Genomic DNA, 22,897 nt, shown 5'->3' on the forward strand with positions numbered 1-22,897 from the left:
CCCCGCCGGGTGTGCCCGTGCACGCTCGGGTGCGCGGCCCGGCCTACTCCGCCCCCACCAACCGCAACGCGAACTCCGTCTGTTGCCACACGACCTCGTTCTCGCTGAGCTCGCCCTCCTCGCGGTACCAGGTGGCGAGGCCCATGCCGAGGTCGAGGATCGCGTAGGAGGCGAGCCGGACGGAGGGCACGCGGAACCGGCCGGCCGCGACCCCCTCCTCCACCAGGCGGCGGAAGGAGCGCTCGTACTCGGCCCGCTTGCCGAGCACCGTCCCGCGGTGCGGCTCGGCCAGGCTGCGCATCTCGCTCGCGCCGACGAACGCCTCGAGCCGGTGCCGTGCGTGGAAGCGGACGTGCGCGTCGACGGCCCGGCGCAGCCGCTCGACCGGGTCGTCCGTCCCGGCCACGGCGGCCCGGTGCAGCTCCAGCAGCCCGTCCATCGTGGCGGTCATCAGCTCGACCAGCAGATCCTGCTTCGACGCGACGTGCTTGTAGAGGCTCGGCCCGCGGATGCCCACCGCCGCGCCGATGTCGGCCATCGTGGTGCCCTCGTAGCCGCGGGCGGCGAACAGCTCGAGCGCGGCCACGCGGATGGCACTCGCCGTGCCCATGCCACCCCCTCCCGGCTAACGAGTGATAGCCGTGACCGTGACAGTACCCCTGTGATGTGCTGCGATGGGGCTAGCACTCGTTAGCCGACGAGGCAGCCGACGACCGAGGGAGGCACCGTGGCCGTGCAGGGACTCGACCTGCCGAAGCTGCAGGCGTACGTCGACGAGCACGTCCCGGGTACCGGCCCGCTGACCGCCGAGCTGCTGCACGGCGGCCGCTCGAACCTCACCTACCGGCTCACCGACGGCACGCAGACCTGGGTGCTGCGCCGGCCGCCGCTGGGCGGGCTCACGCCGTCGGCGCACGACATGAAGCGCGAGTACACCGTGGTCGCGGCGCTGTACGGGCACGGCGTGCCGGTCGCGCGGCCGATCGTGCAGTGCGAGGACGACTCGGTGATCGGGGCGCCGTTCGCGGTCGTGGAGTTCGTGGACGGGCGGGTCATCCGCACCGGCGACGAGCTCGCCGCGCTCACGGACGGCGAGGTGCACGACTGCGCCTTCGCGCTCATCGACGCCCTGGCCGCGCTGCACGCGGTGGACCCGGCGTCGGTCGGGCTGGAGCGGTTCGGGAAGCCGCAGGGCTACCTCGGCCGGCAGGTCCGGCGCTGGTACGACCAGTGGACGCGGGTGCAGACCCGCCCGTTGCCCGACGTCGAGACCCTGCACGAGCGGCTCGCGGCGATCACCCCGGAGGAGTCCGGCGCGTCGATCGTGCACGGCGACTTCCGCATCGACAACGCGATCCTCGGACCCATGGACGTCACCGAGGTGCGCGCCCTCGTCGACTGGGAGATGTCCACGCTCGGCGACCCGCTCTCGGACCTCGGCCTGCACATCGCCTACTCCGACCCGGCCTTCGACCCGGTGCTCGCGGGCGGCGCGGCGGCCACCTCGACCCGGATGCCCCGGGCCGAGGAACTGGTGGGCCGCTACGCGAAGACCTCGGGCCGCGACGTCGGCGACTGGCCGTTCTACCTGGCCCTCGGCTACTTCAAGGCCGCGGTGATCGCCGAGGGCATCCACGCCCGGTTCGTGGCGGGCAAGACCCTCGGCGAGGGCTTCGAGACGGTCGGCGGCGCGGTCGAGCCCCTGGCCGCGGCCGGCCTGCGGGCCCTGGGCAGCTAGCGCGCGGCCCGCCGCCGGTACAGCAGCAGGGTGTCGCGGCCGAAGGACCACAGCAGCGCCGCCAGGGCCGCCGCCACGAGCACGACGGCGGCGGCCACCGGCAGGATCCCCGCCGCGGCCACCACGAGCACGATCCCCTGTGCCGCGGCCACGACCTTCGCGGAGAACCGGGCCGGGAGGCTGCCGGTCAGCCACGGCAGCAGCTTCCCCGCGGCGACGAACGCGTACCGCATCCCGCCGATGGCCAGCACCCACGGTCCGGTGACGGCGGCGACCTGCACGCTGAGCACAAGGAGCAGGAAGGCGTCCGTCTCCATGTCGAAGCGTGCCCCCAGCGCGCTCGCGGTGCCGGTGCGCCGGGCCACCCGCCCGTCGACGAAGTCGAGGGACAGGGCGACCGCGGCCAGCCCGACGAGCGGGACCACCGGCGTCACCCCCGCCGCGAACCCGTGCACGACCAGGGCCGTGACCCCGCCGATGAGCACGGCGCGACCGAGCGTGACCAGGTCCGCGGGGCCCAGGGTCTCCGCCCGGGCGCGACGGGCCGCCCCGCCCAGCAGCCCGTGCAGCCCGAACGCGTAGGCGGCGCCGGCCAGCCACCCGGCGAGGCCCAGGCCGGTCGCGACCGTGAGCGCGGTGAGCAGCACGAGCTGGGCGCCGGCCGCCGCGGCCTGCTGCCGCTCGAGCGGGAGCGTCGTGCCGGGGGAGGTCGTCAGGGGGCTCTGCAGGTACACACTTCCTACACGGACGGGTGAGGCCGGCGGTTCAACCGGGGAGGGCGCGGATGGAGTGGGACGCGAGGATGAGTACCCCGGGATCGCCGGTGTGTGAACCGGATTGGCTCGCGTTGCGCGAGCCGGCCGACGCCGAGGCCCGGGCCGCCGACCTCGCCGCCCTGGTCGCGGCCCGCCTGGAGCCGCCGCTCGTGGTCCGGGACCTCGGGTGCGGCAGCGGCTCGATGGGCCGCTGGCTCGCCCCGCGGCTGCCCCGCCCGCAACGCTGGTACCTGCACGACCGCGACCCCCGGCTGCTGGCCCTCGCCGCCGCGTCCGTACCCGGCGAGCCGGTCGAGGGGGAGCTGAGCGAGCTCACCGACCTCGCGGGCACCTCGCTCGTGACCTGCTCGGCGCTGCTCGACCTGCTCACCGCGGAGGAGGTGGCGCAGCTCGCCCGGCTCTGCGTCGACGCCGGCGCCGCGGCCCTGTTCACCCTGTCCGTGACGGGCGGGGCCCGCCTCGACCCGGCCGAGCCCCTCGACGGCGACCTCGCCGCCGCGTTCGACGCCCACCAGCGCCGGGTCGTCGCGGGCCGCCGGTTGCTCGGACCCGACGCCGGGGCGGTGGCGGCCGAGGCGTTCCGTGTGCTCGGGGCCGAGGTGACGACCGGGCCGAGCCCGTGGCGGCTGGGTCCCGGGCATCCGGAGCTGACCGAGGAGTGGTTGCGCGGCTGGATCGCCGCCGCGTGCGAGCAGGAGCCCGGGCTCGCCGCGGACGCGGGCCCCTACCTGCGGCGCCGGCTCGCCGCGCTCGCGGCGGGCGCGCTGCGGGCGGAGGTCGGGCACGTCGACCTCCTGGCGCTCCCCGCTACCTGAACGTGTCGAGGAACCGGTCGCGGAAGGCGTCCATCCGCCAGACCGGGGCGTCCGGCGCGGGCTTCAGCCCCGGCTGCCACTGCCAGCCGGCGACCTCGTCGAGCACGGCCCGGTCCTTGGTGACCACCGAGATCGGGACGTCGTGGTTCGGGCTGCCGCCGGTGATGATCGGGGCGGCCTGGTGGTCGCCGAGCACGATCAGCACGAGGTTGTCGTCGGCGTAGTGCGTCACCCACGAGGTCAGGGCCTCGAGCGAGTACTGGATCGTGCGCCGGTAGCTGTCGCGCACCCGGGCCGGGTCGCTCCACACGACGTCCGGCGGGTCGGCGGCGCGGACCTCCTCGTCGTACACGCCGCCGTCGCCCAGCGAGTTCCAGTCCCGCATCGTCGGCACCGGCGTCCACGGCACGTGACTGGAGGTCAGCGTGACCTCGCTCATCAGCGGTCCGCGGCCGGGCACGCCGTACTCGAGCTGCTGGAACTTCGAGAGCGCGAACTGGTCCGGCATCGGTGACCAGCTGTAGTTCAGCCCGCGGTAGCCCAGGGCGTGGACGTCGTAGTGCTGGTCGACGCCGTAGAAGGCACCCTCCGGCCAGGCCGCGCTGGTCCCGGGCATGACGTCGGCCGTGCGCCAGTCCGCGCGCTGGAAGGCCTTCGTCAGGGTGAGCCGGTCGCTGGAGGTGAGGCTGCGGTAGCGCTGCTGGTTGTCGATCCACAGCCCGGACAGGAAGGTCGCGTGCGCGAGCCAGCTGCCGCCGCCCGCGATCGGCGAGGTGAGCCAGCCGCTGCGCGAGCCGAAGCCGGCGGCCGCGAGGTCCCGGTCGCCCTGCGCCAGGGTCGCCCCCACCCCGGCCGCGTACTGCGGGTCCTCGACGGTGCTGCGCCCGTAGCTCTCCACGTAGGCGACGACGACGTCCTTGCCCTTCAGCGCGGTGAGCAGCTGGTCGGGCGGGGTGTCGCGGAAGGCGTCGACGGCGGCCTGCCGGTCGAACTCGCGCTCGTCGGCGAGGCTGACCGGGACCTGCTTCGCCGTGGCCCAGGCCAGGGAGGCGGCGCTGCGCGAGGCGAACGGGACGGGTGGCACGAGCGTGGCCCCGAGCACCGCGCACACCACCCAGGCCGCGGTGAGCACCCCGACGACGCGGGCGCTCGCCCGTCGGCGCTCGCCGAGGAGCCCGGCCAGCCGGCGTACCGCCAGCGCGGTGAGCACCGGCACCGCGACGACGAGCAGCCCGGCGCCGACCAGGGCCGCGATCCCGCCCGCCCGGCCGAACGACTCGTCCAGGAAGTCGACGGCGTTGCCGAGCAGTGCGCCGTCGAGCACGGGATCGAAGGGCCGCACCAGCACGGAGCGGAAGCCCAGGTCGGTGATCCGCAGCAGGAGCAGCACACCCAGCAGCGCCCCAGCGGCGAGCGCCACGACCCGGCGGGCCCGCCCGCGCAGCAGGAGCAGCAGCGCGGCACCGGCCAGGCCCTCGACCGGCAACCGGAGGAAGGCGAGCGGCTCGAGCTGCACCACCTCCGCCGGCGCGGTGAGCGCGCCCAGCACCAGCACCGCCGCGAGCGCCGTGAGCAGCACCGACCCGATCCGCCGGGCTCGGCGCCGGCGATCGCCGGACGCGGTCGTCGGCGCGGTCCCCGACGGGGTGGTCGTGGTCATGGGGCGGAACTCCTCGGCGTGGTGCACCGGTGCCCGTGCGGGCACCGGCACGAGGAGACACGGCGCCGGGCCCGCCGCGGTTCACCGGCTGCGGCGCCGGTCACCCGAGCGGCTCGACCTCGTCCCCCACGCGGATCACGACGCCGGGGGTGTCCGGCACGAGGTTCGTCCCGAACACGGCCTTCCCGCCGATCCGCCGGTGCCGGGCCAGCGTGGCCAGCGGCTCGCGGCCCTTCTCGGCGGTGTCCGGGTCGAGGGTGGTGACCACGCAGCGGCCGCTGGGCTTCACCGCGCGGAACCGGGCCCCGCCGATCCGCAGCGCGGTCCAGCCGTCCTCCGCCCACGGTGCCGATCCGGCGACGACGACGCCGGGCCGGAACCGGATCATCGGCACCGGGGCCTCGCCCGCGTTCGGCCCGGCCGCGATCAGCTCGTTCAGCGCCGCGAGCGAGCCGTCCGTGGTGAGCAGCAGCGGGAAGCCGTCGGCGAAGGACACGGTGTCGCCCGCGGCGCCGAAGTCCGGGTCGACGGGCCGGCGGCGCGGGTCGTCGAGGTGCACGAGCTGCAGCGGCCGGCCGAGGAGCTCGGTGAGCCACGCGGCCGCCGCGTCGCCGGCGTAGGTGGCCTTCACCCGGTCCCGCCACACGACGACGTCGACCAGCGGGCCGCCCTCGGGCACCGGTACGGGCAGCGGCGCGACCCCCGGGCCGTGCAGGACCAGGCCGTCCGCGTCGGGCTCGGGGCGGACCAGCAGGAGCCGGGGCAGCGCCCGGGCGGTGACGAACGTGCCGTCGGGTTCGGTGACCATCCACCGGCGGTCGCCCGCGAGCCCCCAGGGCTCCACGCGCGCCTCGGTGACCGTGGCGCCGCGGCAGGACTTCACGGGGTACCGGGCCAGCCGGCTCACGACGAGCGTCACCCGGTCGAGCCTAATCGGCCGCCACACTCCACGAACGGCACTCGGCAGTGCACGAGAGCGCCGTTCGGACGGAACCCGTCGCCCGAGACCGCCCGCCGTGCGGACGACGCCGGGGACCGGCACCGGGCAGGATCGCTGCCGTGCGTGCGTTCGTGGCCGTCGTCCCGCCGCCGGAGGCCGTCGAGGAGCTGGCCGCCGCGGTGGCGGCCGTGCGCCGGGACCACCGGGGCGCGCGGTGGACCCGTCCGGAGCAGTGGCACCTGACCCTCGCCTTCCTCGGCGAGGTCGACGAGGCGACCCTCGACGGGGTGCGGGCGGGCCTGTCCGCCGTCGCCGCGCGGGCCGCACCCCTCGGGCTCGCGCTCTCCGGCGCCGGCCGGTTCGGCGAACGGGTGCTGTGGACCGGGCTCGCGGGCGACACCCGCGGGCTCGGCGCGCTCGCGGGCGAGGTCGCCGCGGCCGTGCGCGACGCCGGCGTCGCCCTCGAGGACCGCGCCTTCCGGGCGCACCTCACGCTGGCCCGCGGGCGGGGCGGCGTGAGCGGGCTCGCCCAGGCGGTACGGGCGCTCGCCGGGTTCACCGGCCGGCCGTGGCGGGCGGACACGCTGCACCTGGTCCGCAGCCGCCCGGGGCCGCAGTACGACGACCTGGCGACCTGGCCGCTCGCCGGCGACCTCAGCGGCCGGTGAGCCGCTCCACCACCGGCGCCAGGGCCTCCGCGAACGGCTCGCTCACGGCGAGGTAGCTCACGCCCAGCTCCTTCCGGCGGCGTTCGAGCTCGGTGGCCATCTCGTCCGGCGTGCCGCGCAGCACGACCAGGGTGTCCGGGTCGCGCAGCGCCTCCGCCGCGCCGGGGCCGGCCCACCGGACCGCCCAGTCCGGGATCTCGTCGCCCACCACGAAGACGTTCATCGCGATCTCGAGCTCGCGGCCGCCGGGGCGCGCCCGCAGGTCCGCGGCCATGCGCCGGACCTCGGCGCGCGGGGTGGTGGGCTGCGCCGCCAGCGTGACGATGTCGGCCACCTCGGCCGCCAGCCCGAGCGCCCTCGGGCCGGACGCCGCCATCAGCACCGGGGTGTGCGGGTCCCCGTCGAGCTCGCGCAGCGCGGCGATCGCGGCCCGGACCTGCTCGAGCCGCTCGGCCGCGGTGCCCCAGGGCATGCCGAGCGCCTCGGCCTCGGCGCGCGCGGCCGGGCGGCCGGTGCCGAGGCCCAGGTCGAACCGGCCGCCGGTCAGCGCGGTCATGGTGTGCGCCTCCCACGCCGTGGCGCGGGCCGGGCGCAGCGGCCCGGCCAGCACGAACGGGCAGACCCGCAGGCCGGGCACGGCCGTGGCGGCGGCGGCCAGCGCGGGCAGCGGCGCGTGCAGGTGCAGGTTGTCCGGGGCGAGCAGGGTCGAGTAGCCGAGGTCGGCGACCCGGCGGGCGCGGGCGGTCCACGCGTCGCCCGGCCCCTGCGGCGCCGCGACGACCCCGAAGCGGAACGGCCGGTTCATCGGGCCGGCTCCGCGTTCCGGGTCGCCGGCAGGGCCACGGCGAACGCGAGGAGCACGAGGACGCCGCCGAATCGGCCGACCGGGATGAGCGGGTAGAGGGCATCCGTGACCAGCGCGAACGTGCTGAGCACGGCGAGGCCGCCGATCACCAGGGCGGCCCACGCGAGCCAGCGCGGCACGAGCCGGCGGATCAGCGCCGGCACCCCCAGGCCGAGCAGCAGCAGGCCGAGCGGCGCCGCGAAGCCGATCCCGCCCGTCGCGAACCAGAGCCGGACCAGGGCGCGGGCCAGCGCGGCGTCCCCCAGGCCGGCGGTCTGCGCGGCGACCCACCCGACCAGCGCGCTGACGCCGAGCGAGCCCGCGGCCAGCACGGCGCCGGCGAAGCCCATGAGCGGGCCGGGCGCGGAGACGCCGAGCCGCTGCAGCCGCCGCACGGCCGTGGCGGCGTAGACGACCAGCGGGAACGCCGACCCGAGCAGCAGGGCGGCGCCGACCGACAGCAGGGTGCCGTGGGCGGCGGTCCAGGCGAGCGTCGCCTCCGCGCCGGTGCCGGGCCGCGGGCCCGACGAGCCGAGCACGGCCCCGGCCACGATGAGCCCGGCGAAGGCGAGCGCGGGCACGAGGAGTGGAGGCCCGCCCTGACGGTCGGGGCGGGTGCGTGCGGTCCGGGTGGCGGTCATGGTCATCGTTCCCCCTGTGATCCGTTACGGGAGAGAATCGTTCACTTGTGTATACGGTTTGTCAAGGGATACGGTCCTCCCGTGATCGACCCGAGCGGCCCCGGTTCCGCGTTCCTGCTGGCCCAGCTGGGTGCCTATGCCGCGGGGCGGTTCGCCGAGCGGATCGCCGAGCTGGAGCTCACCCCGCCGCAGACCGGGCTGCTCCGGGCGATCGCCGCCGAGCCGGGCCGGTCGCAGCAGGCCCTCGCCCGCCTGCTCGGCACGCCGCCCAGCCGGCTCGTCGCACTGGTCGACGGGCTCGACGAGCGCGGCCTGGTGGAGCGGCGGCGCAACCCGGACGACCGGCGCCTGCACGCCCTGCACCTCACCGAGGCCGGGGAGGCCCTGCTGGGGCGGATCGCCGAGGTCGGCCGGGCGCACGACGACGCGATCTGCGGCCCGCTCCCGGACGCCGACCGGGCCCGGCTCCGCGCCCTGCTCGCCCGCCTGGCCGAGGCGCACGGCCTCACCCCCGGCGTCCACCCGGGTTACCGGAGGCTCTGACCTGTTCCCGCTCCGGCGCGACGTCCCACGACCTGCGGTGAAAGGGTGTCCGGCATGAGCGATGCACCCCAGCTGACCCGGGAGCGCGCCGATCGCGGCTTCTTCGGTCAGCCGTCCCTGCTGTCCGCCCTGTTCGGGGTGGAGATGTGGGAGAGGTTCTCCTTCTACGGCATGCAGGGCATCCTGCTGATCTACCTGTACTACACCGCCGAGCAGGGCGGCCTGGGGATGCCGGAGGCGACGGCCGCCGGCATCGTCGGGGCGTACGGCGGGCTGGTCTACCTGTCGACGATCGTCGGCACCTGGCTCGCCGACCGGGTGCTGGGCGCGGAGCGGACCCTCTTCTACGCCGCGATCGTGGTCATGGCCGGGCACGTCGCGCTCGCGGTGATCCCGGGCCTGGCCGGCGTGGGCGTCGGCCTGGTGCTGGTCGCGCTCGGCAGCGGCGGGGTGAAGGGCAACGCCACCAGCCTCGTCGGCACCCTCTACGCCCCCGACGACGAGCGGCGCGACGCCGGGTTCTCGCTGTTCTACCTGGGCATCAACCTCGGTGCGCTGGTCGGGCCGCTGCTCACCGGGCTGCTGCAGTCCACCGCGGGCTTCCACTTCGGCTTCGGCCTCGCCGCCGTCGGCATGGCCGCGGGGCTGATCCAGTACGCGATCCGGCGCAAGAACCTGCCGCCGAAGGCGCACGAGGTCCCGTCGCCGCTGGGCGGCGGGGAGCGGCGCCGCGCGATCGTGGTCGCGGCCCTGGCCGCCGTCGTGGTCCTCGTGCTGGCTCTCACCGGCGTGCTGAGCGCCGACCGGCTCGACCTCGCCGTGATCGTGGTGACGTCCGCGGCGGCCGTCGGTTACTTCGCCCTCATGCTCGGCAGCCGGCGGGTGACCCCCGTCGAGCGGCACCGGGTGCTCGCGTTCATCCCGCTGTGGATCGCCAGCGCGGCCTTCTGGTCGCTCTACCAGCAGCAGTTCACCGTGGTCACGATCTACTCCGACCAGCGGCTGGACCGGAACCTGTTCGGCTGGGACTTCCCGGTCGCCTGGGTCCAGTCGATCAACCCGATCTTCATCATCGTGCTCTCGGGCGCGTTCGCCGCCCTGTGGACGAAGCTCGGCCCGCGCCAGCCCTCGACCCCGGTGAAGTTCGGGCTGGGTGCGGCGATCATGGGCGTGGCCTTCCTGCTGTTCCTGCCGATGGCGGGCGGCGGCCCGAACAGCGCGCCGCTGCTCGGCCTGATCGGCATCCTGTTCGTGTTCACGATCGCCGAGCTGCTGATCTCGCCGGTCGGGCTGTCGGTGTCGACGAAGCTCGCGCCGGAGGCGTTCCGGGCTCAGATGGTGGGGCTGTTCTTCCTGTCGGTGGCGCTGGGCTCGGCGCTGTCGGGGGCCCTGGCAGGCTTCTACAGCGAGGACTCCGAACGGGTGTACTTCGGGGTGCTCGGGGCCGTCGCGATCGTGATCGGGCTGCTCGTCGCGCTGTCGACGCCGCTGCTGAAGCGGCTCATGGAGGGGGTCAGGTGACCGTCCGCTGGGGAATCGTCGGGCCGGGACGCATCGCGCGGAAGGTGGCGGCGGACTTCGTCCACGTGCCCGACGCCGAGGTCGTCGCGGTCGCGTCGCGGTCGAAGGAGCGGGCGGAGGCGTTCGCCGCCGACGTCGGCGCGGGCACGGTGCACGACTCCTACCGCGGCATCGTCGAGGACCCCGAGGTGGACGTCCTCTACATCGCGACCCCGCACCCGTTGCACCGCGCGGTGGCCCTCGCCGGCCTCCGGGCGGGCAAGGCGCTCATGGTCGAGAAGGCGTTCACCGTGACGCCGGAGGCCACCCGGGAGATCGCGGCGCTCGCGGCGGAGCGGGGCGCGTTCGTGATGGAGGCGATGTGGACGCGCTTCCAGCCCGCGATCGTGCGGATGCGGGAGCTGATCGCCGAGGGCGCGATCGGCGACGTCATGGCGGTCCAGGCCGACCTCGGCGCCCTGCAGCCCAACAGTCCCGAGGACCGCTTCTACAACCCCGCACTCGGCGGTGGCGCCCTGTTCGACCTGTCCGTCTACCCGATCTCGTTCGCACAGATGGTGCTCGGCAACCCCGAGTCGGTCACCGTGCACGGCCACATGGTGGAGGAGGGCGTCGACGTCGAGGAGGCGATCCTGCTCGGCTACCCCGAGGGCCGCAGCGCGACGCTGTTCGCCTCGCTGCGCTGCCAGTCCCCGGGCATGGCGCGGGTGGTCGGCACGGGCGGCTGGATCGAGGTGCCGCCGCGCTTCCACCACCCCTCCCGCCTGCTCGTGTTCCGCAACGGCCACGAGCCGGAGGAGCTCGACCTCCCGCCGACCGGTGGCGGCTACTCGCACGAGATCGCCGAGGTCACCGAGTGCGTCGCGGCGGGCCGGGCGGAGAGCGCCGTGATGCCGCTGACCGACACGGTGGCGGTGCAGGACGTCATGGGCCAGGTCGCCGACCAGCTCGGGATGGCCGTCGCCGAGGGACCCGCCGACCTCGAACAGTAGTTCGATCCACAGGTGTGGACGGACCTGTGGACAACTCGGTCGCCCGTGCAGAGCCCCGCGCCCGCCCCCGATGGCACCTGCGGATCGGGCCTGCGGGGAAGCCTAGGGGTGGGCCTCACCCCTGCGCGGGCTGTCCGGCCGCGCGCTCCCGGGCCTCGGCCAGCACTCGTGTTGCGGTCCTGGCGCCCTCCGAGCCCTCGCTCGTCGCCTCGCTGTCGGGGTCCAGGCTGCGGTAGATGTCGAAGAAGTTGCCCAGCTCCTCACGCTGGTGGCGGCTCAGCTCGTCCACGTCGTCGACGCCGTCGTAGGCCGGTTCGCCCTCCGGTACGCACACCAGCTTCGCTTCCCGGCGCTCCCCGATCCGCAGCCAGAACACCCCGATGAGCCGGCAGCTCACCCGCACGCCGGGGAACGTCGGCTCCACCATGAGCACCAGCGCATCGAGCGGCTCGTCGTCCGAGCCCAGCGCCCCGGGCACGAACCCGTAGTCCGCGGGGAACGCGAACGAGCCGGGGAGGCGCCGGTCGAACCGCATGGCCCCTGTGGTCTCGTCGAACTCGTACTTGTTGCGGGAGCCCCGCGGGATCTCGACGACGACGTCGACCCGATCAGTCATGGCACCGGCGTACCCGCGTCCGGCGCCGCGACCCGCGGGCACGACGGGCGCTCGTCGCCGCTCCTGCGCCGGGCGGTCACCGGCGGCGGGTGCGGCGGGTGGTGGGCATGTCCATCCGGTCGCCGAGCATGGTCCGGCAGACCCGGACCGCGTGGGTGCGCAGGTGCTCGTCGTCGCCGGCCCGGAGGGCGATCTCGTCGAGCAGCGAGGCGAGGCCGAAGGCGTACTCCGGATGCGTGAGCCCGGCGTACTGGGCGTGGACGGCGTCGTGCCGCAGCCAGGCCGCGGCGCGGCCGATGATCTCCTGGTCCGCGCGCAGGGCGGCGTGGCGGCGGCGCTCGTACGGATGCACCGGTTCCCCCGAGGGTCGTGCCGAACAAGGACGGGGCCCGGGGGAAGCGGACCGGGAACCCACTCTGCCCCCTCCGCCCGCCCCGGGCCATCCCCCGCTCGGTCACACCACGAGCAGTACGGCCGCCGCCACCGTGAGCAGCGTCCGCACGGTGTGCGCGGGTTCCACGGCCGCTCGCAGCGCTTCCGGGCGCCGCCGTCCGCCGCGGACCGGTCGAGCGCGGCGGTCAGCGGGCAGCGCGGTCCCGATCGTCGTCAAACCGACGAGGACGGAGGGGGCCACGCCGCCACCCGCTACCGGTCCGAGGCGGCGTTCAGCCGGGCGTTCGCCCGGGTGGCGGAGGAGCCGCCGAGCGCGGCGCGGCGGGCCCTTGCGGCGCGGGAGGACCCGGCGCAGTGGGCGGCGACGGGGTGAGCCCCGGTTCCGGCTTCGGCCTCACGAGCGCCCGCGCGGCCGGGCTCGCGAGCCAGGCGGCGGCCGGAGCGGACACCACCGCCAGCCCGGCGAGACCCGGCACGAAGCTCCGCCCGCCGCCCACCGCCGCGAGCAGCAGCGGCACGAAGAAGCCCAGGTAGGAGCAGGCGTAGAAGGTGCCGGTGAGGGCGCCGCGGGCGACCGGGTCGGCCAGCAGCGCGACCAGCGTGAGGCCGGTCGCCAAACAGATCCCGTAGGCCAGGCCGAGCAGCACCGAGACGGGCAGGACGAGCGGCCACGCCCCGCTGACGTCGGCCAGCAGCCCGAGTGCGGTGCCGGCGGCGCCGAGCGTGAGCGCGATCGCGCCGGCCCAGGTCGTGCCCAGGTGCCGGACGAGCGGTTGGACGACCACGCCGGTGCCCATGGTCAGCCCCGCCACCAGCCCGGTGACGGCCACGCCGATCCCGGGCATCACCGGCTCCAGCTCCAGGGGCAGCACGTTGACCGCGGTCGCGGCAAAGGCGAACACTCCGATCGCGATGGGCGTCACCACCAGCCCGAACGCCCGGCCGGACCCACGCGGCACGCCGAGGTTCACCAGCGGGCCGCCGCTCCGTCGGCGCTCCGGGGGGAGCGTCTCCGGGACCCGCGGGAGCAGTGCGAGCGCGGGCAGCATCAGGCCGGCGTGCACGAGGTAGGGCAGCACCGCGGGCGCGTGCGCCCACTGCCCGAGCAGCCCGGACACCAGCGGGCCGAGCGCCCAACCGCCGCCGAGGGCCACGGCGGTCAGCCGGGCGGCCCGTGCCCCGCCGTCGCCGGCGGTGGCCATCAGCTCACCGAGCCAGGCGGTGCCCACGCTGAACACCACGCCGGACACCGCGCCCTGCAGGAAGCGCCCCGCGAACAGCACCCACGGCACGGCGGGCACGGCGAGGAAGGCCAGGGTGGTGACCAGCGCGAGGGCCACGAAGGGGACGACGACCCGGCGCCGGCCGGTCGCGTCCGACAGCGGCCCGGCGAGCAGCAGGGCCGGCACGAGACCGGCGGCGTACACCCCGAACGCGGCGGTCAGCGCGGTCGGGGAGAACCCGAGCGTCGCGCGGTAGTGCAGCAGCAGCGGGGTGGGGACGTTGGTGCCGTAGGCGACGGCGAAGACCACGATCCACAGGGCGGCCCACCCTGGCACCGCGCGACGCCCTCGTCCCCGCACCCCGGCACCGTAACCCGGCCGGGGGCCGGCCCGGGAGCCGTTCCGGCCGGGGCGGCGGTCGGGCGTCAGTCCGGGAGCCACTCCAGCCAGGCCGCGCTCGGGTGGGCCCGGCCGAGCACCGTCCCGCGCCGCTCGCCGTCGCGCACCGAGACCCGCCCGATCACGCCGAACACCCCGCCCTCGCGGTTCTCCGCGATCCAGTGCCCCGGCACGTCGAGGCCCTGGACGGTCGTGTGCGCCTCGGGGCCCAGCGGGACCAGCGGGTCGACCGAGATCCACTCGACGTCCCGGCCGAGCGCGACCAGCGCGGCGTCGAACGCGGCCAGCCGCTCCGGCCCGAGGAAGACGTGCACGTAGGTGTCCACGAGGCAGACGAGGGCGTCCGGCGGCAGGCCCGCGACGGCCCCGGCCAGCGCGTCGACGACGTCGCCGCGCACGATCGGCGCCGGCTCGGCGAGCGCGAGCCCGGTCGCTGCGGCGAACCGCTCCACCGCGCCGGCCTCGGGGGGCACGCAGGCGGCGAGCCAGGCCCGGGTGGCCGGATCGGCGAGGTCGTGCGGCTCGGCGTCCACGCCGACGCGCGCGGCGATCGCCGGCGGGTCCGGCGGGACCGGCGGCGTGGCCCCGCGGACCTCGCAGGACAGCTCGAGGGGACCGTCCCCGCAGCGCACCTCCCGGCCGTCGGGCAGCCGGTAGCGGTAGGCGTAGCGGTCGGGGCGCAGACCCAGCCCCGCGCCGGTGCCGAGGTCGACCAGCGCGAGCGGGCGGGGATCGTCCGCGGCGACCGCGGCCAGGACCGGCAGCACGTCGAGGCACCGCGCGACCTCGGTCATCTGGTAGCGGTGCCCCGCGCACAGCCGGGCGAGCTCCGCCCGCTCGGCGCGGGCGAAGGCGGCGAGCGCGGGCGCGAAGCCGGCGTCCTGGGCGGGCTGCCCGCCCCCGGGCACCGGGAAGTAGCGGGCGAGCGCGCCGTCCCGCTCGGCCGCGAGGCGGCGGACGGCGGCGGACAGCAGCAGGGCGGGCTGGCGGTCGGGCGGCAGGTCGGCGGCGATCCCGCGCAGCACCTCGTCGTCGGCGATCCCGCGGAGCAGGGCGGCGGTGAGCCACCAGCTCGGCGGGGCGCCGGGCGCGGACCAGGCGTCGGCGACCGCTCTGGCCTGGGCGGCGACCTGGGCGGCGCGATCCGTCACGCGTCCGGGCTCGCCGGGCGCGGGCCCACCGTTAGCGGGGCGCCGCAGTCTCGATCTGAGACGGGAGGTGTGGGTGTGGTCCAGCACACTGACGGGATGCGTCCGATGCAGGTGCTGCGGTTGGTCGTCCACGCGCGGAGCCGGCAGCCGGTGCTGGTGCTCGGTGAGATCGACGGGAAGCGCTGCCTGCCGATCTTCCTGCGCCCGCAGCAGGCCGAGGTGATCGCGGTGGGTCCGCGTCTCGGCGGCGACCCGGCCGCCGCCGAGACCGCCCTCGTGCAGGACGTCCTGGTCCCGCTCGTCGGAGCGCTCGGCGCCCGGCTCACCGGCGCCGAGATCACCGACCTGGTCGAGGGCGTCTACTCGGCGGATCTCGTGCTGCGCGACGAGGCCGCGGCCGAGGTGCGGGTGAAGGTCCGGCCGAGCGACGCGCTGGCCGTCGCCGTGCGCGAGGGGCTGGCGATCGGGGTCGCCGACGCCATCCTGGACGAGGTCGGGCAGGACACCTCGGAGGTGTTCCCGGACGGCACGGACGCCCCGCCCGCCGAGCAGCTGCGCGAGTTCCGCGAGTTCCTCGACGACGTCACGCCGGACGACTTCCGGCGCTGAGTGCAGCGTCCACCGACGGTGGGCGACGCACGTCGTGGTCCGTCCCCCGCGCAGTACGGAACCACGACGCGCCGGGGAGTGGCGGGCGGCGCGCGTGACGGATCCATGATGCGGGGGAAGCAGCACCTTCCGGCGCGTCGACCTTCCGGACCGCGAGGGGATCAGGCGGCGGTCTCGGCGGGCTCGGGCTCGTCGAACTGGGTGCGGTAGAGCTCCGCGTAGCGGCCCGACCGGGCCAGGAGCTGCTCGTGCGTGCCGCGCTCCACGATCCGGCCCTGCTCCACGACGAGGATCTGGTCGGCGTCGCGCACCGTGGAGAGCCGGTGCGCGATCACCAGCGCCGTCCGCCCGTCGAGCGCCTCGGCCAGCGCGGCCTGCACCGCCGCCTCGGAGGTGGAGTCGAGGCTGGCGGTCGCCTCGTCGAGCACCACGATCCGCGGCTTCGCCAGCAGCAGCCGCGCGATCGTGAGCCGCTGCCGTTCCCCGCCGGAGAGGCGGTAGCCCCGCTCGCCGACGACGGTGTCCAGCCCGTCGGGCAGTGCCGCGACCAGCGCGCCGAGCCGGGCCCGGCGCAGCGCCGCCCACAGCTCCTGCTCGCTCGCCCCGGGCGCCGCGAGCAGCAGGTTCGCGCGGATCGTGTCGTGGAAGAGGTGACCGTCCTGGGTCACGAACCCGACGTCACCGTGCAGGTCCGCGGCCCGCAGGTCCCGGACGTCGACGCCGCCGACCAAGACCGCGCCGGCGTCGACGTCGTAGAGCCGGGCGAGCAGCTGCGCGATCGTCGACTTGCCGGCGCCGGAGCTGCCGACCAGCGCGGTCAGCGTCCCGGCCGGGACCGTGAACGAGACGTCGTGCAGCACGGTGTCGCCGCCGCGGGCGTCCAGCGTCGCGACCTCCTCGAGCGAGGCCAGCGACACCCGCGCGGCGGCCGGGTAGGCGAAGTCGACGTGGGAGAACCGCACGTCGAGCGGCCCCGCCGGCAGTGCCCGCGGCTCCGCCGGGTCCTGGATCGCCGGCTCCAGGTCCAGCACCTCGAACACCCGCTCGAAGCTGACGACCGCGCCCATCGCCTCCACCCGGGCCCCGGCCAGCGCGGTCAGCGGCGCGTACAGCCTGGTCAGCAGCATCGCGAGGGACACGACGGCACCCGGTGCGAGCATCCCGCCCAGCGCCAGGCCGCCGCCGACGCCGTAGACCAGCGCGAGCGCCAGGGCGGAGACCAGCGTCAACGCCGTCACGAAGACCCACTGCACCATCGCCGAGCGCACCCCGATGTCGCGGACCCGCCCGGCCCGCGCGGCGAACTCCGCCGACTCCTCCGCGGGTCGGCCGAACAGTTTGACGAGCGTCGCGCCGGGCGCGGAGAACCGCTCGGTCATCTGGGTGCTCATGGCGGCGTTGTGGTCGGCGGCCTCGCGCTGCAGCCGCGCCAGCCGCGACCCCATGCGCCGCGCCGGCACCACGAACACCGGCAGCAGGACGAGCGCGAGCAGCGTGACCTGCCACGAGATGGTCAACATCACGACGAGCGTGAGCACCAGCGTCACGACATTGCCGACCACCCCGGACAGGGTGTCGCTGAAGGCCCGCTGCGCGCCCATTACGTCGTTGTTCAGCCGGCTGACCAGCGCGCCGGTGCGAGTGCGGGTGAAGAAGGCGACCGGCATGCGCTGCACGTGGTCGAACACCGCGGTGCGCAGCTGCAGGATCAGCCCCTCGCCGATGGTCGCGGAGAACCAGCGGGTGAGCAGGCCCAGCGCGGCCTCGGCGACCGCGACCGCGGCGATGAGCCCGGCCAGCCCGCCGACGACCCCGAGCCCCGCCCGGGCGTCGATCGCGTCGACGACCCGGCCGGCCAGCAGCGGCGTGACGACGGTCAGCACCGCCCCGGCCACGCTGAGCAGCACGAACGCGGTGATCCGCCGCTCGTGGGGGCGGGCGAACCCCGCGATCCGGCGCAGCGTGACGGGCACCGGCGCCCGCGTCTCCTCCCGCTCCCGGGAGGCGGTGCGCAGAGCGCTCCAGGTGTTCACGTCCATGCGGCGACGGTAGAACCTGAAGCGAACTCGAGGTCAAGCGCTCATGGGTCCCGGTCGCTCAGCCCTTCTCCGCCGTCGCCTTCTCGGCGGCGGCGACGACGTTGCGGAAGAGCATCGCGACCGTGGTGGGGCCGACCCCGCCGACCCGCGGGGTGATCGCGCCGGCGACCTCGGCGCAGGACTCGTCGACGTCCGGGAGCAGCTTCTTCCCGGAGTACCGCACCCCGCCGCCGATCACCGTCGCACCGGGCTTCACGTGCTCGGGCCGGATGATCCCCGGCACCCCGGCGGCGGCGATCAGGATCTCCGCGCGCCTGGTGTACCGGTCCCAGTCCGGCACGCCGGTGTGCACCACGGTGACCGCGGCGTTGGCGGTCGGCCGCTTCTGCGCGAGCAGCATCGCCAGCGGGCGGCCGAGCGTGGCGCCGCGGCCGAGGATCACGACCTCGCGGCCGGCGACCGGGATCTCGTGGAAGGCCAGCAGCTCCTCGATCCCCGCGGGCGTACAGGGCAGCGGGCCGGGCAGGCCGACGGCGAGGCGCCCCATGTTCATCGGGTGCATGCCGTCGACGTCCTTGTCCGGGTCCATCTCGGCCAGCGCGGCGTCGTAGTCGAGGTGACCGGGCACCGGGTACTGGATGAGCAGGCCGTGCACCGCGGGGTCGTCGTTGTAGCCGCGGATCGTGTGGACCAGCTGCTCCTGCGTGGTGTCCTGCGGCAGGTGCGTGTGCGGCGAGTCGATGCCCAGCTCGGCGGCCTGCTTCTGCTTGATCCGGATGTAGCCGGCGGAGGCGTCGTCGTCGCCGACCAGGATCGTGGCCAGGCTGGGGGTGACGCCGCGGGCGCGCAGGGCGTCGGCCCGGGCGGTCACGTCGGCCAGGACCCGCTCGGCGACGGGCTTGCCGGGTAGCAGTCGTGCGGTCATGGGTTCCCTCGTGACGCGGGGGCCCAGGCGGTCGACCCCCGCGGACGTCAGCTCCCCGATGGTCGTTGCCATCCTCGGTATGCCGCCAGTCGCGCGTTGGGCACGATTCTTCCACGCGCGCTCCGACCGCCTTCCACTCGTAACCACCGCGCGCGGATTGGCCCTTTCGTACCAGGCCACCTCGACGGACGATGGGAGGGTGGATCTCCGCCCGCTCCCCGTCACCCACGCCCCGCTCCGCCGGCTCCCGCAGCTGCTCGCCGGACTCGCGCTCTACGGCACCTCGATGGCGATGCAGGTCCGCGGGGCGCTCGGGCTCAACCCGTGGGACGTGCTGCACCAGGGCCTGGAGACCCGGCTGCCGCTCAGCTTCGGGCTGATCACCGCGATCACCGGCGCCGTGGTCCTGCTGCTGTGGATCCCGCTGCGCCAGCGGCCCGGGGTCGGCACGGTGGCCAACGTGGTGGTGATCGCCCTGTCCGTCGACGCCGCCCTGGCCCTGATCCCCGAGGCCCACGCGTGGCCCGCGCGCGTGGCCCTGATGGCCGGCGGGATCGTGCTCAACGGCGTGGCGTCGGCCGCGTACATCGGCGCGCGGCTCGGGCCGGGCCCGCGGGACGGCCTGATGACGGGCATCGCCGCCCGCATCGGCCGGTCGATCCGGCTGGTGCGGACGGCGATCGAGGTCGTGGTGCTCGCGTCGGGCTGGCTGCTCGGCGGCACCGTCGGGATCGGCACGGTGCTCTACGCGCTGGCGATCGGCCCGCTCACGCAGGCCTTCCTCCCGCTGTTCCGGGTGCGGGGTGACCGGGCGCCCGCCGCTTCTGCGCCCGCCGCACGTACCAGCCGTTCCACCCCATGAGGCCGACGAAGGTCACGATCCACAGCGCCTCCCTCGCGTAGGCCTCGGCCCCGTGGTCATCGATCGTCCTCGTCCTGATTCTCGCTGCGCTCGGCGGGAAGGTCGCTGTCGGGGATCCACGAGCCGTGGAAGCCGGCGGGCACCCCGCGCGGCAGCGTCACCCGGGCGACGGGCGCGCCGGCGACGTCCGTGGCGTCGAGGACGAGCAGCTCGGAGGCCTTCCCGTCCCGGGTCGTGGTGATCGAGAGCAGCCAGCCGTCCGCCTCGCCCCGGTCCGGCGCCCCGGACGGGACGAACACGGCCTCCCCGGCGACGACGTCCGGCCCGAGGCCGTGCGCCGCGACGCTCCCGCGCTCGGCGTCGTGCTGCAGGATCCCCTCGGTGTCGGACACGGCGTAGAGGTAGCGGTTCGCCCGGCCGACCCGCGCGTCGTCCACGGTCGGGAACTCCAGGCCCTCCTCGGAGAGCTGCGCCTGGGTGACGGTGCCGGCGGCCGGGTCGATCGTCCAGCGGTACAGCGTGGCGACCCCGGCGGCCGCGGCGGCCGAGGTGTGCCCGGACGGACTCGGGCCGATGGTCTCCCAGGCGGCCTTGATCGCGTCCCGGGTGTAGTGGGCGGCGTCGAGCACGATCCGGCCCGCCGCGTCCTCGTACGCGTTGCCGACGTGGAAGACGTAGCAGGGCTCGATCTCGAACCACCGCGCCTCACCGGGCCGGTCGAGCGGCATCACGCCCAGCCGGGCGCCGTAGGTGTCGTCCCAGCCGTAGGGCATGCCCTTCTGCAGCCGGAAGGTCATCGGCAGGTCGAGGAACACGGCGTGCCGGTCCGTGATCGCGAAGTCGTGCATCATGGTCGGCCCCGCGACCGGCACCTCGGCGCTCCGCACGAGCTCGCCGGCCGCGGAGAGCCGGTGGTAGGTGAGGTACGGCGGCAGCGCGCCGTAGCCGAAGAAGTGCAGGTCGCCGGTCACCGGGTCGCTCTTCGGGTGCGCGGTCATCGCGGTGGTGAGGCGGCCGCGGAAGTCGTCCGGCCCGACCGTGTCCAGCTCCGGCGTCACGACGTAGGGGAAGCCGTTCTCGACCAGCGCCAGGATCCGGCCGCCGTGCTCGATCACGTGCGTGTTGGCGACGACGGCGGTGCGGTCGAAGGTCCCGTCCGGCCGGAGGAAGGCGCGCCCCTCCATCGTCCCGGTGCGCACCCAGCGGTTGCGGTACCACTCGGCGCGGCCCTCGCGGAGCCGCACGCCGTGCAGCATCCCCTGGCCCGCGAACCAGTGCCCGGGATCCTGCCCCGGCAGCGGATTCGGCCCGTTCCGGAGGTACCGGCCGGTGAGCTCCGGTGGGAGCGTTCCCGTGACGGGCAGGTCGACGGCCTCGATCTCGTCCGGCACCGGGGCGAGGTGGCCCTGCAGGTAGAGCGGCGTCTCCGTCGTCATGGAAGAACGGTGCACCCTCCACGGCCTACCTGTCAATAGTGACATGTCGATATCGACAGGTAGGCTGGGCGCATGTCGCTGCCGCACGCACTGCTGGGTCTGCTCTCGGTCCACCCCCGGAGCGGGTACGAGCTGACCAAGGCCTTCGAGCGGGACCTGGGCCGGTACGCGTGGCAGGCGGGCCACACGAGCATCTACCCGGAGCTGAACCGGCTGGCCGAGGCTGGCCTGGTCGAGGTCGCGCACGAGGGCGCCCGCGGGGCGCGGACCTACGCGGTCACCCCGGCGGGCCGCGAGGAGCTGCGCACCTGGCTGCTGACCCCGCCGAAGCAGGCCAAGGTCCGCAACGAGCAGGTGCTGCGCATGTTCCTGCTGTCGGCGCTCGAGCCGGCCGACGCACTCGTCGTGCTGCGCCGGATCGCCGAGTCGACCGACCAGGGCGTCACCGAGCTGCGGAAGGTCCGCGAGGAACACGCCGCGGCCCCGATGACCGGCGCGGAGGGGTTCGGCCAGCTCGCGGCGGAGTTCGGGCTGCGCCAGTACGAGGCGGTCCGGGACTGGGCGGTCTGGGCGATCGAGCGCCTGGAGCGCGAGCAGGGGGCTTGAGAGCACCCCGAGAACACCGACGGCCCCGGCGGAGGGCCGGGGCCGTCGAGGAGTCGGACGGTTCAGGCGACGGCGGGGCGCTCGTCCTCGAGCTCGCGGGCCCGCTCCGCCGCGGCGATCCCGACCGCGGGGGCCTCGTCGACCTCCCCGTCGATGTCCCCCAGCGTCCACGGCCTGACGACGGCGAGCAGCACACCCAGCGCGAGCACCTGCGATCCGGCGATGGTCAGCCCCATGGCCAGCGCGTCGTTGCCGAGCAGGCCGACGACCGGCGAGGTCAGGGCGCCGACGCCGAACTGGACGGCGCCGAGCAGCGCGGCCGCGGTCCCGGCCCGCTCGCCGTGCCGGGACAGGGCGAGCGCGGGGGCGTTGGGCAGGGCGAGGCCGACCGAGGCCAGCACCGCCCACAGCGGCACGAGCACCCCGACGAGCCCGCCGGTCCCCGTGCCGGCGAGCACGGCCAGCACGGCCGCCGCGACGGTCCCGGACACGCTGGCGGTGAGCAGCAGCTGCCGCGGCTCGAAGCGGCGCAGCAGCGCGGCGTTGGCCTGCGTGGCGCCGATCAGGAAGACCGCTCCGGCGCCGAAGAGCAGGCCGAACTCCTGGGCGTCGAGCCCGAACCCCTCCTGGAACACGAAGCTCGAGCCGGAGACGTAGCCGAACATGCCGGCCATGGCGAACCCGGCGACCAGGATCAGGCCGACGTAGACGCGGTCCCGGAAGAGGGTCCCGTAGGCCCGCAGTGTCGGGCCCACGGCGGCGCTGCGCCGACGCTCCGGCGGCAGCGTCTCGCGGAGGGCGACGAACAGCACGCCCAGGATGACCAGCCCGTACACGGCCAGGGCGACGAACACGCCGCGCCAGTCCGCCACCCGCAGCAGCTCGCCGCCGACGGTCGGCGCGAGCACCGGGGCCGCGCCCATGACGAGCATCAGCCGGGACAGCAGGGTCGCCGCGGCGCGGCCGGTGAACAGGTCGCGGACCACGGCCATCGCGACGACGGCGCCCGCGGCGGAGCCGACGCCCTGCAGGACCCGGAGCGCGCCGAGCACGGCGATGGTCGGGGCCACCACGATCAGCAGCGACGCCACGACGTGCAGCGCGGTCCCGATCAGCAGGGGCTTGCGGCGGCCCACGGCGTCGGCCAGCGGGCCGATGAACAGCTGGCCCAGTGCGAGGCCGACCAGCGTGCCGGTCAGCGTGAGCTGGACGGTCGACGAGGTCGTCGCGAACTCGGTCACGATGCCCGGCAGCGCGGGCAGGTACATGTCGATGGTGAGCGGACCGAGCGCGATGAGCGCGCCCAGCAGCAGGGCGATGCGGGCCCGGCCCGGGGTGGGCGCGGGCGTCGCGAGTGGTGTGGGCACGGCGGGGCCTTCCTGGTGCTCACGGGTCCGGATCGCCCGGCGACGTCGCTCGGTCGTGTTCGTACCCGCCGGTGGTGTTCCGAGTGCTTCAAGGTCGGATGACCGGCGCCCTGTTCCGGTTCCCCGGAGGAGT

At 75.4% G+C, this 22,897-nt stretch carries 23 protein-coding genes and 1 riboswitch; of the genes, 9 read left to right on the plus strand and 14 right to left on the minus strand.

Going from position 1 to position 22,897, the window contains the following annotated elements:
* Nucleotides 1-43 precede the first annotated feature (43 nt).
* The gene (locus ACFQH9_RS13850; protein WP_379566450.1) at nt 44-610 is read right to left on the minus strand and encodes a TetR/AcrR family transcriptional regulator; all 567 of its coding nucleotides are present in this window, start codon (nt 608-610) and stop codon (nt 44-46) included.
* Nucleotides 611-727: 117 nt separating this feature from the next.
* Here ACFQH9_RS13850 and ACFQH9_RS13855 point away from each other — a divergent pair, with 117 nt between their 5' ends.
* On the plus strand, nt 728-1,738 hold the full coding sequence (locus ACFQH9_RS13855; RefSeq protein WP_379566451.1) for a phosphotransferase family protein: 1,011 nt from the start codon (nt 728-730) through the stop codon (nt 1,736-1,738).
* Here the strand turns inward: ACFQH9_RS13855 and ACFQH9_RS13860 are convergent.
* A complete protein-coding gene (locus ACFQH9_RS13860) occupies nt 1,735-2,472 on the minus strand; it encodes a CDP-alcohol phosphatidyltransferase family protein (protein WP_379566452.1) in 738 nt (245 codons plus the stop codon). The two genes, ACFQH9_RS13855 and ACFQH9_RS13860, sit on opposite strands and share 4 nt — an antisense overlap.
* Nucleotides 2,473-2,540: 68 nt before the next feature.
* Here ACFQH9_RS13860 and ACFQH9_RS13865 point away from each other — a divergent pair, with 68 nt between their 5' ends.
* A complete protein-coding gene (locus tag ACFQH9_RS13865) occupies nt 2,541-3,329 on the plus strand; it encodes a class I SAM-dependent methyltransferase (protein ID WP_379566453.1) in 789 nt (262 codons plus the stop codon).
* On the opposite strand, the gene ACFQH9_RS13870 is transcribed toward ACFQH9_RS13865, so the two are convergent.
* Together ACFQH9_RS13870 and ACFQH9_RS13875 are read right to left on the minus strand one after the other, a co-directional pair.
* Nucleotides 3,322-4,989, minus strand: coding sequence for a sulfatase (locus tag ACFQH9_RS13870; RefSeq protein WP_379566454.1), 1,668 nt, complete (start codon nt 4,987-4,989; stop codon nt 3,322-3,324). The two genes, ACFQH9_RS13865 and ACFQH9_RS13870, sit on opposite strands and share 8 nt — an antisense overlap.
* Nucleotides 4,990-5,089: 100 nt before the next feature.
* A complete protein-coding gene (locus ACFQH9_RS13875; RefSeq protein ID WP_379566455.1) occupies nt 5,090-5,908 on the minus strand; it encodes an MOSC domain-containing protein in 819 nt (272 codons plus the stop codon).
* Nucleotides 5,909-6,048: 140 nt separating this feature from the next.
* Here ACFQH9_RS13875 and thpR point away from each other — a divergent pair, with 140 nt between their 5' ends.
* Nucleotides 6,049-6,597: an RNA 2',3'-cyclic phosphodiesterase gene (gene thpR, locus ACFQH9_RS13880; protein WP_379566456.1), complete on the plus strand. Its 549-nt coding sequence runs from the start codon at nt 6,049-6,051 to the stop codon at nt 6,595-6,597.
* On the opposite strand, the gene ACFQH9_RS13885 is transcribed toward thpR, so the two are convergent.
* Together ACFQH9_RS13885 and ACFQH9_RS13890 are read right to left on the minus strand one after the other, a co-directional pair.
* Nucleotides 6,584-7,402 carry an LLM class flavin-dependent oxidoreductase gene (locus ACFQH9_RS13885; RefSeq protein WP_379566457.1) on the minus strand — a complete coding sequence of 273 codons (819 nt, stop codon included), beginning with the start codon at nt 7,400-7,402 and terminating at the stop codon, nt 6,584-6,586. The genes thpR and ACFQH9_RS13885 overlap by 14 nt on opposite strands.
* Nucleotides 7,399-8,082: a DUF4386 domain-containing protein gene (locus ACFQH9_RS13890; protein ID WP_379566458.1), complete on the minus strand. Its 684-nt coding sequence runs from the start codon at nt 8,080-8,082 to the stop codon at nt 7,399-7,401. Before ACFQH9_RS13890 ends, ACFQH9_RS13885 begins: the two co-directional genes overlap by 4 nt.
* A gap of 81 nt (nt 8,083-8,163) precedes the next feature.
* Between ACFQH9_RS13890 and ACFQH9_RS13895 the strand changes: the two genes are divergently transcribed.
* Genes ACFQH9_RS13895 through ACFQH9_RS13905 form a run of 3 tightly spaced genes read left to right on the plus strand, consistent with a single transcriptional unit; the run spans nt 8,164 to nt 11,138 of the window.
* On the plus strand, nt 8,164-8,625 hold the full coding sequence (locus ACFQH9_RS13895) for a MarR family winged helix-turn-helix transcriptional regulator (protein WP_379566459.1): 462 nt from the start codon (nt 8,164-8,166) through the stop codon (nt 8,623-8,625).
* A gap of 54 nt (nt 8,626-8,679) precedes the next feature.
* A complete protein-coding gene (locus ACFQH9_RS13900) occupies nt 8,680-10,146 on the plus strand; it encodes a peptide MFS transporter (RefSeq protein WP_379566460.1) in 1,467 nt (488 codons plus the stop codon).
* Complete coding sequence (locus ACFQH9_RS13905; RefSeq protein ID WP_379566461.1) at nt 10,143-11,138, plus strand: Gfo/Idh/MocA family protein; 996 nt, start codon at nt 10,143-10,145, stop codon at nt 11,136-11,138. The genes ACFQH9_RS13900 and ACFQH9_RS13905 overlap by 4 nt, the downstream gene beginning before the upstream one ends.
* Nucleotides 11,139-11,253: 115 nt before the next feature.
* On the opposite strand, the gene ACFQH9_RS13910 is transcribed toward ACFQH9_RS13905, so the two are convergent.
* The 4 genes from ACFQH9_RS13910 to ACFQH9_RS13925 all read right to left on the minus strand — a co-directional run bounded on the left by ACFQH9_RS13910 (nt 11,254) and on the right by ACFQH9_RS13925 (nt 14,920).
* Complete coding sequence (locus ACFQH9_RS13910; protein ID WP_379566462.1) at nt 11,254-11,754, minus strand: inorganic diphosphatase; 501 nt, start codon at nt 11,752-11,754, stop codon at nt 11,254-11,256.
* 76 nt (nt 11,755-11,830) lie between these two features.
* On the minus strand, nt 11,831-12,106 hold the full coding sequence (locus ACFQH9_RS13915) for a hypothetical protein (RefSeq protein ID WP_379566463.1): 276 nt from the start codon (nt 12,104-12,106) through the stop codon (nt 11,831-11,833).
* Between the two features lie 313 nt (nt 12,107-12,419).
* Nucleotides 12,420-13,706: an MFS transporter gene (locus tag ACFQH9_RS13920; protein ID WP_379566464.1), complete on the minus strand. Its 1,287-nt coding sequence runs from the start codon at nt 13,704-13,706 to the stop codon at nt 12,420-12,422.
* Between the two features lie 89 nt (nt 13,707-13,795).
* A complete protein-coding gene (locus ACFQH9_RS13925; protein ID WP_379566466.1) occupies nt 13,796-14,920 on the minus strand; it encodes a DUF2332 family protein in 1,125 nt (374 codons plus the stop codon).
* A 96-nt stretch (nt 14,921-15,016) separates the two neighbouring features.
* Here ACFQH9_RS13925 and ACFQH9_RS13930 point away from each other — a divergent pair, with 96 nt between their 5' ends.
* Nucleotides 15,017-15,529, plus strand: coding sequence for a bifunctional nuclease family protein (locus ACFQH9_RS13930; RefSeq protein ID WP_379566467.1), 513 nt, complete (start codon nt 15,017-15,019; stop codon nt 15,527-15,529).
* A 161-nt stretch (nt 15,530-15,690) separates the two neighbouring features.
* On the opposite strand, the gene ACFQH9_RS13935 is transcribed toward ACFQH9_RS13930, so the two are convergent.
* Nucleotides 15,691-17,568 carry an ABC transporter ATP-binding protein gene (locus tag ACFQH9_RS13935; RefSeq protein WP_379566469.1) on the minus strand — a complete coding sequence of 626 codons (1,878 nt, stop codon included), beginning with the start codon at nt 17,566-17,568 and terminating at the stop codon, nt 15,691-15,693.
* A 58-nt stretch (nt 17,569-17,626) separates the two neighbouring features.
* A complete protein-coding gene (locus ACFQH9_RS13940) occupies nt 17,627-18,493 on the minus strand; it encodes a bifunctional 5,10-methylenetetrahydrofolate dehydrogenase/5,10-methenyltetrahydrofolate cyclohydrolase (RefSeq protein ID WP_379566470.1) in 867 nt (288 codons plus the stop codon).
* A gap of 14 nt (nt 18,494-18,507) precedes the next feature.
* A riboswitch (ZMP/ZTP riboswitch) is annotated at nt 18,508-18,596 on the minus strand.
* 96 nt (nt 18,597-18,692) lie between these two features.
* Between ACFQH9_RS13940 and yczE the strand changes: the two genes are divergently transcribed.
* Nucleotides 18,693-19,355: a membrane protein YczE gene (gene yczE / locus ACFQH9_RS13945; protein ID WP_379566471.1), complete on the plus strand. Its 663-nt coding sequence runs from the start codon at nt 18,693-18,695 to the stop codon at nt 19,353-19,355.
* A gap of 56 nt (nt 19,356-19,411) precedes the next feature.
* Here yczE and ACFQH9_RS13950 read toward each other — a convergent pair whose 3' ends face one another.
* A complete protein-coding gene (locus ACFQH9_RS13950; RefSeq protein WP_379566472.1) occupies nt 19,412-20,791 on the minus strand; it encodes a carotenoid oxygenase family protein in 1,380 nt (459 codons plus the stop codon).
* Nucleotides 20,792-20,863: 72 nt separating this feature from the next.
* On the opposite strand from ACFQH9_RS13950, the gene ACFQH9_RS13955 reads away from it, so the two are divergent.
* Nucleotides 20,864-21,397, plus strand: coding sequence for a PadR family transcriptional regulator (locus tag ACFQH9_RS13955; protein ID WP_379566473.1), 534 nt, complete (start codon nt 20,864-20,866; stop codon nt 21,395-21,397).
* Between the two features lie 62 nt (nt 21,398-21,459).
* Here ACFQH9_RS13955 and ACFQH9_RS13960 read toward each other — a convergent pair whose 3' ends face one another.
* A complete protein-coding gene (locus ACFQH9_RS13960) occupies nt 21,460-22,764 on the minus strand; it encodes a multidrug effflux MFS transporter (RefSeq protein WP_379566474.1) in 1,305 nt (434 codons plus the stop codon).
* Between the last annotated feature and the right edge of the window lie 133 nt (nt 22,765-22,897).

The organism is Pseudonocardia lutea (assembly GCF_042658055.1).
In the GTDB taxonomy this organism is placed as follows: Bacteria; Actinomycetota; Actinomycetes; order Mycobacteriales; family Pseudonocardiaceae; genus Pseudonocardia; species Pseudonocardia lutea.

Excerpts from the sequence above, each read along its gene's own strand:
- ACFQH9_RS13850 (WP_379566450.1), bottom strand. The coding sequence starts at position 610 with ATGGGCACGGCGAGTGCCATCCGCGTGGCCGCGCTCGAGCTGTTCGCC.
- ACFQH9_RS13865 (WP_379566453.1), top strand. The coding sequence starts at position 2,541 with ATGAGTACCCCGGGATCGCCGGTGTGTGAACCGGATTGGCTCGCGTTG.
- ACFQH9_RS13870 (WP_379566454.1), bottom strand. The coding sequence starts at position 4,989 with ATGACCACGACCACCCCGTCGGGGACCGCGCCGACGACCGCGTCCGGC.
- ACFQH9_RS13885 (WP_379566457.1), bottom strand. The coding sequence starts at position 7,402 with ATGAACCGGCCGTTCCGCTTCGGGGTCGTCGCGGCGCCGCAGGGGCCG.
- ACFQH9_RS13890 (WP_379566458.1), bottom strand. The coding sequence starts at position 8,082 with ATGACCGCCACCCGGACCGCACGCACCCGCCCCGACCGTCAGGGCGGG.
- ACFQH9_RS13900 (WP_379566460.1), top strand. The coding sequence starts at position 8,680 with ATGAGCGATGCACCCCAGCTGACCCGGGAGCGCGCCGATCGCGGCTTC.
- ACFQH9_RS13910 (WP_379566462.1), bottom strand. The coding sequence starts at position 11,754 with ATGACTGATCGGGTCGACGTCGTCGTCGAGATCCCGCGGGGCTCCCGC.
- ACFQH9_RS13930 (WP_379566467.1), top strand. The coding sequence starts at position 15,017 with ATGCGTCCGATGCAGGTGCTGCGGTTGGTCGTCCACGCGCGGAGCCGG.
- ACFQH9_RS13935 (WP_379566469.1), bottom strand. The coding sequence starts at position 17,568 with ATGGACGTGAACACCTGGAGCGCTCTGCGCACCGCCTCCCGGGAGCGG.
- ACFQH9_RS13940 (WP_379566470.1), bottom strand. The coding sequence starts at position 18,493 with ATGACCGCACGACTGCTACCCGGCAAGCCCGTCGCCGAGCGGGTCCTG.
- ACFQH9_RS13950 (WP_379566472.1), bottom strand. The coding sequence starts at position 20,791 with ATGACGACGGAGACGCCGCTCTACCTGCAGGGCCACCTCGCCCCGGTG.
- ACFQH9_RS13955 (WP_379566473.1), top strand. The coding sequence starts at position 20,864 with ATGTCGCTGCCGCACGCACTGCTGGGTCTGCTCTCGGTCCACCCCCGG.